This is a genomic window from Variovorax sp. GW821-FHT09B05 (assembly GCF_059418265.1).
The window spans coordinates 61,690-75,328 of record NZ_JBWKPN010000025.1 but is presented as its reverse complement, the minus strand read 5'-3'; the positions used below and the strand labels follow the sequence as shown (position 1 = coordinate 75,328).

Below are 13,639 nucleotides of genomic sequence, written 5' to 3'. Positions count from 1 at the left end.
ACCGGCCAACCCCGGGATTCGGCCTTGCGCACGGGTGGGATAATCCACGCCCGGCCGCGCCCGCGCGGCTTCGGGCTTTCGACCACGCGACTCAGCAATCACACAGCACAGGGGACTCCATGATCCTGGTTACCGGCGGCGCCGGCTTCATCGGCGCCAATTTCGTCCTCGACTGGATCGCGCAAGGCGACGAACCGGTCGTGAACCTCGACAAGCTCACCTACGCCGGCAATCTCGAGACCCTGGCTTCGCTCAAGGGCGATCCGCGCCATATCTTCGTTCAGGGCGACATCGGCGACAGCGCGCTGCTCGACCGCCTGCTGGTCGAGCACAAGCCGCGCGCGGTAATCAATTTCGCGGCCGAGTCGCACGTGGACCGCTCGATCCACGGCCCCGAGGATTTCGTGCAGACCAACGTGCTCGGCACCTTCCGGCTGCTCGAGTCGGTGCGTGGTTACTGGAACGCGCTGCCGGCCGACCAGAAGGCGGCCTTCCGCTTCCTGCACGTGTCGACCGACGAGGTCTACGGCTCGCTCTCGAAGACCGACCCGGCCTTCACCGAGGAGAACAAGTACGAGCCCAACAGCCCGTACTCGGCCAGCAAGGCCGCCAGCGACCATCTCGTGCGTGCCTGGCACCACACCTACGGCCTGCCGGTGCTCACCACCAACTGCTCGAACAACTACGGCCCCTTCCATTTCCCCGAGAAGCTGATCCCGCTGATGATCGTCAACGCGCTGGCCGGCAAGCCGCTGCCCGTGTATGGCGACGGCATGCAGGTGCGCGACTGGCTCTACGTCAAGGACCATTGCAGCGCGATCCGCCGCGTGCTCGAGGCCGGCCGGCTCGGCGAGACCTACAACGTGGGCGGCTGGAACGAGAAGCCGAACATCGAGATCGTGAAGACCGTGTGCGCGCTGCTCGACGAACTGCGCCCGCGCGCCGACGGCAAGGGCTATGCCGAGCAGATCAGCTACGTCACCGACCGTCCCGGCCATGACCGCCGCTATGCCATCGACGCGCGCAAGCTAGAGCGCGAGCTCGGCTGGAAGCCGGCCGAGACCTTCGACACCGGTATCCGCAAGACGGTCGAGTGGTACCTCGCCAATGGCGACTGGGTGCGCAACGTGCAAAGCGGCGCCTACCGCGCCTGGGTCGAGAAGCAGTACGACGCGAAGGCTTCCGCATGAAGCTGCTGCTGCTGGGCAAGGGCGGGCAGGTCGGCTGGGAACTGCAGCGCAGCCTCGCACCGCTGGGCGAGCTGGTCGCGCTCGATTTCGACAGCACCGACTTCCACGCCGACTTCAGCCGGCCCGAACAGCTGGCCGACACCGTGCGGCAGGTGCGCCCCGACGTGATCGTCAATGCCGCCGCCCATACCGCCGTCGACAAGGCCGAGAGCGAGCCCGAGTTCGCGCGCAAGCTCAATGCCACCTCGCCCGGCGTGGTGGCGCAGGCCGCGCAGGAGATCGGCGCGCTGATGGTCCACTACTCGACCGACTATGTCTTCGACGGCAGCGGCAGCAAGCCCTGGAAGGAAGACGATGCGACCGGACCGCTGAGCGTCTACGGCCGCACCAAGCTCGAAGGCGAGCAACTGGTGGCGCAGCACTGCGCCAAGCATCTGATCTTTCGCACCAGCTGGGTCTATGCGGCGCGCGGCGGCAACTTCGCCAAGACCATGCTGCGGCTGGCCAAGGAGCGCGACAAGCTGACCGTCATCGACGACCAGTTCGGCGCGCCCACCGGCGCGGAACTGCTGGCCGACATCACGGCCCATGCCATTCGCGCCACCTTGCAGGACCCGTCCAAGGCCGGGCTCTACCACGCGATCGCGGGCGGCGAGACCACCTGGTACGGTTACGCGCGCTACGTGCTCGAACTCGCGCAGCAGGCCGGCGTCGAGCTCAAGGCCGGGCCGCAGCAGGTCGAGGCCGTGCCCACCAGCGCCTTTCCCACGCCGGCCACCCGGCCGCACAACTCGCGCCTCGACACCTCGAAGCTGCAGGCCGCCTTCGGGCTGGTGCTGCCGCCGTGGCAGAACGGCGTCGCGCGCATGCTGCGCGAGATCCTCTGAGTCCGGCATCCGTGCCGAACACGACACCCGAAGAGAAGAGACACCAACGATGACCATCCAGACGACGCAGCGCAAAGGCATCATCCTGGCCGGCGGCTCGGGCACGCGGCTGCATCCGGCCACGCTCGCGATCAGCAAGCAGCTGCTGCCGGTGTACGACAAGCCCATGATCTATTACCCGTTGAGCACGCTGATGCTCGGCGGCATGCGCGACATCCTCGTCATCAGCACGCCGCAGGACACGCCGCGCTTCCAGCAGCTGCTGGGCGACGGCAGCCAGTGGGGCCTGAACCTGCAGTACGCCGTGCAGCCCAGTCCCGACGGGCTGGCGCAAGCCTTCATCATCGGCGACAAGTTCGTCGGCAATTCGCCGAGCGCGCTGGTGCTGGGCGACAACATCTACTACGGCCACGACTTCGTGCACCTGCTGTCCGACGCCGATGCGCAGGCCAAGGGCGCGACCGTCTTCGCCTACCACGTGCACGACCCCGAGCGCTACGGAGTGGTGGCCTTCGATGCGCAGGGCAAGGCCAGCAGCATCGAGGAGAAGCCGCTCGAGCCCAAGAGCAGCTATGCAGTGACCGGGCTCTACTTCTACGACAACCAGGTCGTCGACATCGCCAAGGCCGTCAAGCCCAGCGCGCGCGGCGAACTCGAGATCACCGCGGTCAACCAAGCCTACCTCGACCTCGGCCAGCTCAACGTGCAGATCATGCAGCGCGGCTATGCGTGGCTCGACACCGGCACGCACGAGAGCCTGCTCGAGGCCGGCCAGTTCATCGCCACGCTCGAGCATCGCCAGGGCCTGAAGATCGCGTGCCCCGAGGAGATCGCGTGGCGCAACGGCTTCATCGATGCCGCGCAGCTCGAGAAGCTCGCCGCGCCGCTGGCCAAGAGCGGCTACGGCAAGTACCTGCAACGCCTGCTGAAGGACGAGGTGCGCTCGTGAAGGCCACGCCCACCGCCATTCCCGAAGTCCTCGTCATCGAGCCGAAGGTGTTCGGCGACGCGCGCGGCTTCTTCTTCGAGAGCTTCAACGGCAAGGCCTTCGACGAGGCCGTGGGGCGCCACGTCGAGTTCGTGCAGGACAACCATTCGCGCTCGGCCAAGGGCGTGCTGCGCGGTCTGCACTACCAGATCCAGCAGCCGCAGGGCAAGCTGGTGCGCTGCGTGCACGGCGCGGTGTTCGACGTGGCGGTGGACATCCGCAGGTCGTCGCCGACCTTCGGCCAGTGGGTGGGCGAGGAGCTCAGCGAGGACAACCACAAGCAGCTGTGGGTGCCCGCGGGTTTCGCGCATGGCTTCCTGGTGCTGACGGAGACGGCGGAGTTTCTGTACAAGACGACCGATTACTACGCGCCGGCGCATGAGCGGGCGATCGTCTGGAACGATCCCGCGCTCGGTATTGTCTGGCCCGACGTCGGGGTGGTGCCACAGCTTTCGGCGAAAGACATGGCTGCCCTTTCGCTCGGTCAGGCGGAAGCCTTCGCCTGATCTGCGGCTGCGGCGAGCATGCGCCGCAGCGTGTCCTCGAGCGCCGGCTCGGCCAGCGTGCGGCCATGGCGAGCCAGGAGTCCATGCAGCTTGGCGGGATCGCCGCACAGCCGATGGACTTCGTTAGCTCTCACGAAAGCCGGATTGACCTCGATGCGCGGGTTGTGCGAGGTCATCTTCGCCAGCATCTCGATCACCGACCGAAGCGCGTAGGGCCGGCCCGAGCAAATGTTGTAGGCTTGGCCCGCCTCGCCGACGGTCAGCAACTCCAGGTATGCATCGCACACCATCTGCACGTCGTTGAATTCTCGCTCGACGTCCAGGTTCCCGAGGGAGATCGACTCCGAGCGGCGGGCGAAGTGCAGGGCCAGCTTGGGAATAAGAAAGTTGGCGTCTTGTCCGGGGCCCGTGTAGTTGAAAGGCCTCGTGACCAGCAGGTTGAGTCTGTCGCCGTAGGTGCTGGCCATGTATTCCATGGCCAGCTTGCTCATGCCGTAGTGGTTGACCGGCGCCGGAGGCTGGGCTTCCGAGATGGGTGAAGTGGCCGCGTTGCCGTAGATGTTCGCGCTGCTCGCCAGCAGGACTCGGCGCGGCGCAACGGCAAGCCGCGTGAGTGCATTCAGCAGATTCGTCGTTCCGACCACATTGACCGCATAGAACGCGCCATCGTTGGCGTGCCCCACGAAGCTGATCGCCGCGAGATGGACAACGGCATCTGGTGCCGTGGCGCCGACCTCGGCGTTCACCGCATCCGGATTCGTGAGATCGGCGCGCAGCGGGATCACCTCGTGGCCCGCCGACTCGGCGTGGCGAGCGAACGGGCGGCCGGTGAATCCATCCGCGCCGGTCAGCAGAATCCTCAAAACGAAAACCCCTGTTCGTTGCGGCGCAAGTCGGCCTCCACCATCATCTGGCAGAGTTGCTCGAGTGTGGTAGCCGGTTCCCAGCCGAGCTTGGCCTTGGCCTTGGCCGGGTTGCCGATCAGCAGGTCGACTTCCGCGGGGCGATGGAACTTGGGATTCACGCGCATCACGGTCTTGCCGGTCGCAGTGTCCACGGCCGTCTCGGCCTCGTTGGAGCCCTTGAAGTCCACGTCGATGCCGGCGCCCTTGAATGCCATCCGCACGAAATCGCGGACGGTTTCGGTCCGGTTGGTTGCCAGCACGTAAGTGTCGGGTTCGTCGACCTGCAGCATCCGCCACATGCCCTCGACGTATTCCTTGGCGAAGCCCCAGTCGCGCTTGGCGTCGAGATTGCCCAACTCGAGCACGTCGAGCTTGCCGAGCTTGATCTTCGCCACGCTGTCCGTGATCTTGCGGGTAACGAATTCGCGGCCACGGAGAGGGCTCTCGTGGTTGAACAGGATGCCGCTGCAACCGAAGATGTCGTAGCTTTCGCGGTAGTTGATGGTCATCCAATGCGCATACAGCTTCGCCACGCCGTAGGGGCTGCGCGGATAGAACGGGGTTTCCTCGATCTGCGGGATGGCCTGGACTTTGCCGAACATCTCGGAGGTGGAGGCTTGGTAAAAGCGGATCTTGGGGTTGACTAAGCGGATGGCCTCGAGCAGATGCAATGCACCCACTCCGGTGATCTGGGCCGTGGTGGCCGGCTGATCAAAGCTCACGCCGACGAAGCTCTGGGCCGCGAGGTTGTAGACCTCGTCGGGTTGCGAACGATTGAGCAGGCCGATGGAGCTGCCGAGGTCGGTCAAGTCGTATTCGACCAGATGCAGATTAGGGGCACCCTGGATGCCGAGTTCCTCGATGCGCCAGAAGTTGACCGAACTGTTTCGGCGATAGGTGCCAAAGACCACATAGCCTTTTTCGAGCAGTAACTTCGCCAAGTAAGCGCCGTCCTGTCCTGTAATACCAGTTACCACTGCACGTTTTTGCATGTAAATCCTTCTGCGCCGATAAGCTCGTGGCTCTTTCAATGATGGATCGATTCTGCCCTACTGGGAGTCGGTCTTTCATGGTGGCGAGCACGCGAGTGCGGAAAAACTCTTCCCTGTCATCAGCACTGTGGCGCGCGTCGAGATTCATTCATTTCGCAATCCGAAAAGAAGATTGGAAAAGCGGTGTCCCAGCTTTGAATAGACATGGGCGTCCACCCATCGACTCGCTTGGCGTTCGATGGTTGCCATGCGGTCATCGCCGGACTTGATGCGCGTAACCAGATCTTCCAAGCCCCTCGCTAGGTCGGCTACGGAGGCTCCCGGCAGCCTATGTACAGCTTGAGCGAGGTCGTCAAAGATGGAGATAGGTGTTACGGCAACCGGACGGCGACTCGCAAGTCCATAACGCACTGCTCCGCTGGCCGACTCCCCGGTGTTCTGGTAGGGGAATACGACCAGATCGGATTGATCAAGAAGCGACAGGCTCTCGCTGTCCGAGAGAAAAGAGGAATGGAACTCGACTACCTTTTTCAATCCTAGTTCTGCAACTAATTTCCGCAGTTCGAGGAGCAACTGGCGAGAGGGCTCGGCGGGATACTCCGCATTGATCAGCTTGAGTTGCGCCGGAACTCCCTTTTTTCTTAGCAGGGAAAAAGCCTGCACTATTTCAGGCAGACCTTTGTGCGGAAGGCAGAAGCCGTAGGTCGAAATTGTGAATAAAGAGCTCGCAGGGCTTGTCTTCTTGGTTGGGTGGTGATCGAGGAGTCCGTGGGGAAAAAGTAGGGTGTTGCTTGCTACTCCAAGAGCTTTTAGCCGATTGAGATCGTTGACTGAATGAACAATCACGCGTTGGCATTTCCGCAATGCCTCCACCAGGGTCCTCAACTCCTTGTTTTGAGCCTGCGCGTCAGGTGGATCCTGGGTCGAGTGCAGTACAACGACGATACGTCGGCCTCGCTGATCGACCTGATGCGCGATAAATGCGGTCAACTGATCGAAGTCGAAGAATCCGTAGTTGAATTGAATAACGAGTGTGTCTAGGTCAAGCTTGTCGATCTGACCTTGAAGTCGTGAGAGGTTGGGCGAAGCATACTGGTCCCAGCAACGAACTACATTTGCTGTATCTTCCTCGGTCAATTCCTGTGCATCGGGGGCCAGGATGGCAACCGACGACGGCATGTGCCCGACCAGATGTGCAGAATAAGTGGCTATTCCGCAGCGGGTATTCCAAGTGCTGATCCATCCCACCCGCGGTTCGAAGCGGCTGATTCCGGATGCGATACGCAAGGCACCCGTCTTCATCCGATCCGCCACGTGTTTCCATTGAAACCTCTCCTCGAGAAGCAGCCGACCATGTCTCGAACGACGGCCTCTCTCTTCACCAGTCAACGACCGAACATCTTTCATGAGCGCCGCCAAGTGTCTTCTGCTCGGACGTGCCCACACCGAATCGAAGGCGCCGAGGTGAGAGTTCGCACTCTCGAAATCGTAGTCAAGTATCCAAGCGGTCTGATCGGTGCAGAAATCCAACTGGCCGCTCCACCCAGTAACAATCACTTCCATTCCGCACAGCATGGCTTCTGCCAAAGGAAGTCCGAAGCCTTCGGCCTTGCTCGGCGCCACGAGACAGTCGCAAGAGAGGTACAGCGCCTTTAATTCTTCGTCCGAAAGATCTTGTTCAATCACGATGACCTGGGGAAAGCCGGGCTTTTCAGCCCTAGCCTCACGAAGCCAATCATGGATTCGGTTGTGAGGGTTCGCGAAGGTCTTGATGATGAGGCAGACATCGTCATTGATCGAGAACGCGTCGCCGTAGGCCTGAAGCAGAATGTCCGCCCCTTTGCGCGGAAAACAGGAAGAGACGTGCAGAAAGCGGAATCCGCTACCAGGTGCCGAAAAATTCGCAGTTGCCCTGATGCGCTCCCAATGATCGGTTCCGGCACCGACGACCCACGCCGGCACTCTCAAGCCATTGTCGACGAGTGTCTTGCGGACGTGTTCCGAAACGCACGCGACCCCCTGGAGGTTTTCATTGAAGTCGTCTATCCATTCCGCTGGAAATCCGCTTTCCTCCCAGCCGTAGGCGTGCAGCAGATTGATGCGGCTGTGCATGTCCGCAACCCTTGGCGGGAAGAGATTTCGACTGCAGATCACGCAGTCTTCTGGGGGATACAACGGTTCCCGCTCATGGAGCCGTTGAATTTCGGGGTTGTGCTCAAGGAAATCTGGGTTCGGAGCAAAATCTCCAGGGCCTTCGGTCGAGTGAAGCACAACGCTGAATCCCGAATCATCGATGGCTCGCGCGAGTTCCCGGTTAACCAACGCCAAGCTGTAACTGCTGTCGAATGGCCCTTCGAGGCGCCATTGATCGGTACTCGATGCCTGCGTCTCGCAAAGCATCCAGCGTGTGGATTCGTTGTCGGTCGCGATGACGCGCGCCAACTGCTGCAAGTCATTCGTACTGGGACGAACCGTGGTTGAGATCGCGGCCACTCGAGCGACCAGTGCGCCACTTTCGTGTCGCCAATTCTCAAGGGCCCGTGACCATTTAGGCTGAAAAGTCGCGTGCGTCTTTCCTGATCCATCCGCATGAAGGCGGTCCAGGGCGTTGAGCACGATATCTGCCGAGCGACTCCAAGAGAACTTGGAGGCCTGATTGGTGGCGTGCTCCCGAAGCGCGTCGTGGAAGCCTCGATCGCTCAGCGCCCTTTCCATCGCCGCACTGATTGCAAGCACATCGGTTGGATCGAAAAGTGCTTCTGACCATCCAACGACCTCGGGCAGGCTGGTCGTATTGGAAGCAATGGTTGCTGTTCCGCAAGCCATTGCTTCTAATGGAGGAAGGCCGAATCCCTCTATGAGCGAAGGAAAGACAAACAAGGAGGCGGCATTCAGCAGGAGAACGAGGTCATCGTCGGATACATGGTCCAAGACCAATACTCTGCCAGCGATTTGCAGTTTTTCGGCAATGCTCCTTATCTGGTCCGCCTCGCTCGAATTCCATTTTCCGGCCAGAGCAAGTTGATAGGAACCAATGATGCTTCTAGGAAGCCGGGCATATGCTTCGATCAGGCGGGACAGGTTTTTCCTCTCGTCCATTGCGCCCGTGCAGAAGATGAACTTATCTTCGATGCCATGTCGATACCTAATTGTCAGGAGGCCTGAGTCACCCGGAGGAAGCTTGCGGAACTTCGAGTCGACCGCGGCAGAAATTGTTGTGATGCGATCGGATGGCAGACCCAGAAGCCGCTGCGCTTCGGTAGTCGAGTAGTTCGAGATCGAAAAAAGCATGTCCGCTCGCTGCAGATCTGCCACTTTCTCGTCATACCAAGCCCGAGACCAGTGGCTGGGCAGGTACTTCGCGGGATCGGTGAACGGAATCAGGTCGTACAGAACCGCTGATGTCTTGTGAGCGGTCGACAGCCGGCCGATCGAAAGGACTGCATCATCGAGGCCGCCTTCGAAGAGGCTGGAAACAAATACCGAGTCGGGTTGCAAGCGCTGGATGAAGCTTTCCCGTGAGATCTCCATCGCCTCGCGTCGCCAACTGTTTGCCATGTCATGCCAACTGACGGCATTTGCGCAGGCGAAGTACTTGATCCGGTCTGGAGAGATATCGAGTTCCGACTGAAAGTACTCGGGTGGTCCCGAAAGACCCTGATTGGCAACGACCCAAATGTCGTGATGATTGGCTTGCCGGATAAGAGCTTTGGCAATTGCCAGTGAATAGCGACCGATGCCTCTGAAGCGGCTGCCGGTCTGGGCGCCCTGCAAATCTACAACAATTCTCATCCCATTCCCTTAATCCGTTATTTCCGATGTTCTGGAGGTATCAGTTTGGACAGTTGATCAAAAATTTCCGCAGCGGCGGGATTCAAGGCGTGCCCATCAAGAGTTACCGGCCGAGGCGAATGCGCCTGAGCGGGCTCCAGTTCCGTTTTTAGTTTCATGTGCAATTTAGGAGCTATTCGAAGCAAGAGGCGTATAGCTTTCTGGGTGCCGGGACTTTTTTGGCTTGCCAAGGCCGCAAGCCGAATGAGTCCGATGCCACGACGCCGCAGGCCAGATAGAACCCTATCTTCTCGAAGAGCACTGCTAATCCGGCGAAATGGGTGCCCCGCCATGCGCATTGGAGCAGTAATGCGCCACGAAGTGCTTCGATAGATGCTCTGGGCTTGCAGCGCCAGCGCGCTCGCGTGGGCTTCTGCTTGCGAGGCCCTTTGAATGAGTTGCCGTTCCCTTGATTCGAGTCGCTTTAAATTGAGCGTGGACTCCTTCAATAGATCGCGCAACGCGCTCAGGCTTTCGTTCGAAACGCTCAACTCCCCCTCGAGGCGTTCTCGATCCGCCTGTGCCTGATCGAAGCGACCAACCCAGTGTTCGCACCAAGAGCCCGCCCGTGTCCCGATCCGGACTTGATCGAACACATTCGGAGGCGTACTCAGCGCCGCGGCCAATTCCTGATGCTCGACGGCGACATAGAATCTGTTCAGTCCGTCAAAGTACGCAAATGCATAGTCAGCATCCAGAAGAATGGATTCCCAGCTGTGGTACGAAGGAGTCTGGGACATCGGGACCGTCGCCTCGATAACCATGATCCATGGACGCAGGCGAGCGGGATCCCATCCTCTTAGGACGAGCTCCTCGGCGCCCTCCACGTCTATCTTCATCCAGTGAATGTCGCGGCCTTCGTAGGCGGAAAATGCACTCCGAATTGGTCGCGTCGGAACGCGCAACACTTGGTGACCGAATCCGTGCTCGACTTCATGCGAATTCGCGTAGCCTTGCATCAGAGTGCTCAGTCCTGTGTTGGAGATCACATGAAACTCGACCTCGCCCTCTTTATCTGAAAGTGCCAGCTGCAGTACCAATTCATCTGGACGGTCGTCCCTCAGCAGCGAGGCATACGCGGGCACGGGTTCTACATGAATGCCGCGCCATCCCCGTTCGTAAAACGCCTTGCTGACCGAGTCGTCGATGGGGTGCTGCGCACCGATGTCGATGTAGAAACCGTCGCTGACATGTTGGAGGGCTCGCCACAAAACAACGTCCTCGAAGTTTTGAGCGTAGGACAGGAAAGCCATGTTTTAACCTTGTATGATTTTGACGCCGCCTCTGGAGAGCCGTGCGTGCGCGTATCGCCACGGTGGCTGAGATTGTAGAAGCCCCTACATGTGCGGGCAGGGGCACGTCGGCGCCGTCAGCAGGTTCGTAACAAATAAACATGATAGTTTCAGATGCCGACTCTACGAACCCCATGAGACATGCTGTACGTCAACAGATGAGGCGTGCTTTTAAGGCTATTTGGTGGTTGATCACACCTTGGCAGATTCCGCAGAGGCTTCGCTTCCTGAGCACGCGCAGACTCGCGGCAACCCGGGAGCAAAGGATTCAGTCGTTGCTTCATCGGGCAGAAGCGGTGCAGCGTCAAGGCGGCAATGGGCACAACGTCGGAGTCGGGTCCTCGGCACCTCGATGGGATTCGCGCATTGCCTTGAAGCGCCTGGGACATCTGGGCGAACACTTCCTGCTGCCGAGGCAGCGGGCAGATCAGATTGAGGATGTTGGCGGAGCGGTGCGGTTTTGCTTGGACCTGCTGTCGCGGCGGGAAGATTTGCGACTTGCCTTTCCAGACGCGACGACAGGCGGAGTTGACTCCGCTTTCGCGCAGTGGATAGCAGGCGAGTCGGGTAGCGAGCTTGGCCTTACACATGAAGGGAAGGCTTGCGTTGGCAAGCTGCTCGCTTCTGAATTTGGAGCCAGGGCGAGGCAAGCATTTCTGAATAGTGGCCGCGTTCGAGATGTGATGCCTCACGGCCTTGTTATTCCGGGTCATCCGGTGTTGTTCGAATGGTTTGTTGAGTTCGAGAGACATGATTCGAGTCTTTCGCTAGAGGAGATCTGGTGGCTTTTCTGGCAAGCCTCCGAGCAGCCACGGCTCGAGCTTGTTCGGGCCTTGGTTTTTACGCCGGAATGGCAAAAGCAGTTTCCAGACGGTGCCACGGTTTTTGGTCGAGCGCGGCTCGTTGAATGGTTCAGGCGGACCTATGGAGAGTCCGGCGATTGGCTCGATTCGCATGATTGGCCCGAACCCTATAGCGCGGCGAATTCGATAAGGCTTGCCTACCTCGCGCGTTCCAGTTGGCAGGCGGAACACCCGCATGCACTTTGGGATACGAAAAGTGCGGAGGTTTTTCTTTTATGGCTGACATCGGGGCACGCTGGCCTGCACGATGAAGCCATTGCCTGGTGCCGACTCTTGGATGTGGAAAAGACGGTAGTCGAATTGCTGCGGCCGGGTGTCAATGTGCTCGGTCACTTCTGCTATCCCTCCGGCCTTCGGGTATCGGTGGAGTCGCTCGTCAATGGCCTCAATGCCGTTGGCGTTCAGACGTCATTGCGAGATGTCCGGACGCATCCCAAGGACGATCCGCATCATCTGGCGTTCGATGGACTCGAATGCTTTGATATCACGATCGTGCATGTGCAGCCGGATCCATTCTTTGCTGAGGCCTTTCAGCGAGCCGATCTTTTCCCACGAGACCCTCGAACTTTTCGCATAGCCTACTGGTACTGGGAGTTCGATACGATTCCTTCGAAATGGATTGATCGCCTGGAGGAGGTGGACGAAGTTTGGGCTGCAACCGAATTCGTCGCTCAGGGCATGCGCAAGACCTTGACGAAGCCGGTGAAAACGATTTTCCCGGGGCTTTCGCTGGCCGAGCATGAAAAGGCGGATTCGAAGAGCTTCGGCGTTCCCGACGAACACTTCATGTTTCTCTTCACGTTCCATATGGCGAGCGTGATGGAGCGAAAAAATCCTCTGGGTTTGGTGCGTGCATTTCGTCGGGCATTCGCTCCATCGGAACTGGCGACATTGGTCATCAAGACATCTTATGGAGACAAGCACCCTGATCAGCTTGCCGAGTTGCAAGCTGCGATAGAAGGCCACAATATTCTGTTGATCGACGAGATATATGCCGCCGATCGAATAATGTCCCTGATGAGTGCTTGCAATGCTTATGTTTCGTTGCACCGAAGCGAAGGATTGGGGCTTACGATGGCGGAAGCAATGCTGATGGCAAAACCGGTCATCGCCACGAGATTTTCGGGAAATGTCGACTTCATGAATGAAGACAACAGCCTCCTAGTTGATTGCGAACTGGTGACCTTGCAAGCCGATGTTCCGCCTTATAGCGCGGGCATGGAGTGGGCAGAACCCTCCGAAGCGCATGCCGCACAGCTGATGCGAAGGGTCTTCGATGATCGCCTTTTCGCCGCGGAGATTGGATCAAAGGCTCGCGAAAGCGCCTTGCATACATTGTCGGTGGAGGTGGCCGGGAAGAGGGCCGCGACCAGGCTCGCGGAGATTCAGGAGGCTCTTATCTGCCGCGGCGATCGCAAGTAGCTGTTCTCGTCGGTCGGCATCCAAGCGGGCAATGGCCCAGAAGAGGCCATCGAATCGTTAGGATGCTGCCACGATTCGTCCATGTTCCAGGTGAATCACGCGGTTGCACTCCTTTGCGATGAGTTCGGGGGAGTGAGATGCCAAGACCAATATGCCTGATTTAGCGACGACATCGCGCATCCGTTTTTCGGCTTTTTCGGTGAATTCGGCGTCGCCCACCGAAAGCCATTCATCCATCAGCAGAATGTCTGCCTGAACACTTGTGGAGATCGAGAACGCCAAGCGCATCAGCATGCCCGTCGAGTACGTTCGCACCGGCATGTTCACGTACTCGCCAAGGCCGCTGAACTCGCAGATATCCCTAGTCAATTGGTCCACCTGCTTCCTGCTCATACCCATTACGAGGCCACGCAGCATGATGTTCTCGAGGCCGCTGGCATCCACTTCAATGCCTAGCACCGGATCGATCAAACTGGAGACGGTGCCCTCGCGCGTGAATTCTCCGGATGATGGTTCGTAGACGCCCGCCAGGGTGCGAAGTAGGGTCGATTTGCCGGCACCATTGTGGCCAACGAGCCCGAGTCGGTCACCGCTGCGCAGTTCGATATTAATAGTGTGTAGCGCCTGCACGACCGTGACGCCCGTCTCCTTGCCGAGACGGCCGCCGGTTACGGACGCTGCCAATGTGCTTCGTAGAGAGCTGGCTCCAGCCCCGTAGATCGGGAAATTGACCGAGACATTCTTGAGTGAGATCAGTGCCATG

Annotated in this window: 10 protein-coding genes; 5 read left to right on the top strand and 5 right to left on the bottom strand. The window is 59.6% G+C overall.

The window, feature by feature from the left end; all coding sequences use genetic code 11:
• Window positions 1-119 precede the first annotated feature (119 nt).
• Genes rfbB through rfbC form a run of 4 tightly spaced genes read left to right on the top strand, consistent with a single transcriptional unit; the run spans window position 120 to window position 3,571 of the window.
• On the top strand, window positions 120-1,190 hold the full coding sequence (rfbB, locus tag AC07RM_RS38590; RefSeq protein WP_495337848.1) for a dTDP-glucose 4,6-dehydratase: 1,071 nt from the start codon (window positions 120-122) through the stop codon (window positions 1,188-1,190).
• Complete coding sequence (rfbD, locus tag AC07RM_RS38585; protein ID WP_495337847.1) at window positions 1,187-2,077, top strand: dTDP-4-dehydrorhamnose reductase; 891 nt, start codon at window positions 1,187-1,189, stop codon at window positions 2,075-2,077. The genes rfbB and rfbD overlap by 4 nt, the downstream gene beginning before the upstream one ends.
• 49 nt (window positions 2,078-2,126) lie before the next feature.
• A complete protein-coding gene (rfbA, locus tag AC07RM_RS38580; protein ID WP_057590915.1) occupies window positions 2,127-3,026 on the top strand; it encodes a glucose-1-phosphate thymidylyltransferase RfbA in 900 nt (299 codons plus the stop codon).
• The gene (gene rfbC / locus AC07RM_RS38575; protein ID WP_495337846.1) at window positions 3,023-3,571 is read left to right on the top strand and encodes a dTDP-4-dehydrorhamnose 3,5-epimerase; all 549 of its coding nucleotides are present in this window, start codon (window positions 3,023-3,025) and stop codon (window positions 3,569-3,571) included. The genes rfbA and rfbC overlap by 4 nt, the downstream gene beginning before the upstream one ends.
• Here rfbC and AC07RM_RS38570 read toward each other — a convergent pair.
• The 4 genes from AC07RM_RS38570 to AC07RM_RS38555 all read right to left on the bottom strand — a co-directional run bounded on the left by AC07RM_RS38570 (window position 3,550) and on the right by AC07RM_RS38555 (window position 10,552).
• Window positions 3,550-4,434, bottom strand: a complete 885-nt coding sequence (locus tag AC07RM_RS38570; protein WP_495337845.1) for a GDP-mannose 4,6-dehydratase — start codon at window positions 4,432-4,434, stop codon at window positions 3,550-3,552. The two genes, rfbC and AC07RM_RS38570, sit on opposite strands and share 22 nt — an antisense overlap.
• Window positions 4,431-5,468 (bottom strand): GDP-mannose 4,6-dehydratase, encoded by a 1,038-nt coding sequence (gene gmd, locus AC07RM_RS38565; protein ID WP_495337844.1) that lies wholly within the window; start codon window positions 5,466-5,468, stop codon window positions 4,431-4,433. Before gmd ends, AC07RM_RS38570 begins: the two co-directional genes overlap by 4 nt.
• 144 nt (window positions 5,469-5,612) lie before the next feature.
• Window positions 5,613-9,260: a glycosyltransferase gene (locus AC07RM_RS38560; RefSeq protein ID WP_495337843.1), complete on the bottom strand. Its 3,648-nt coding sequence runs from the start codon at window positions 9,258-9,260 to the stop codon at window positions 5,613-5,615.
• 17 nt (window positions 9,261-9,277) lie between these two features.
• On the bottom strand, window positions 9,278-10,552 hold the full coding sequence (locus AC07RM_RS38555) for an FkbM family methyltransferase (RefSeq protein WP_495337842.1): 1,275 nt from the start codon (window positions 10,550-10,552) through the stop codon (window positions 9,278-9,280).
• Window positions 10,553-10,779: 227 nt separating this feature from the next.
• Here AC07RM_RS38555 and AC07RM_RS38550 point away from each other — a divergent pair, with 227 nt between their 5' ends.
• On the top strand, window positions 10,780-12,876 hold the full coding sequence (locus tag AC07RM_RS38550; protein ID WP_495337841.1) for a glycosyltransferase family 4 protein: 2,097 nt from the start codon (window positions 10,780-10,782) through the stop codon (window positions 12,874-12,876).
• A gap of 57 nt (window positions 12,877-12,933) precedes the next feature.
• Here AC07RM_RS38550 and AC07RM_RS38545 read toward each other — a convergent pair whose 3' ends face one another.
• On the bottom strand, window positions 12,934-13,638 hold the full coding sequence (locus AC07RM_RS38545; RefSeq protein ID WP_495337840.1) for an ABC transporter ATP-binding protein: 705 nt from the start codon (window positions 13,636-13,638) through the stop codon (window positions 12,934-12,936).
• Window position 13,639: the final 1 nt, after the last annotated feature.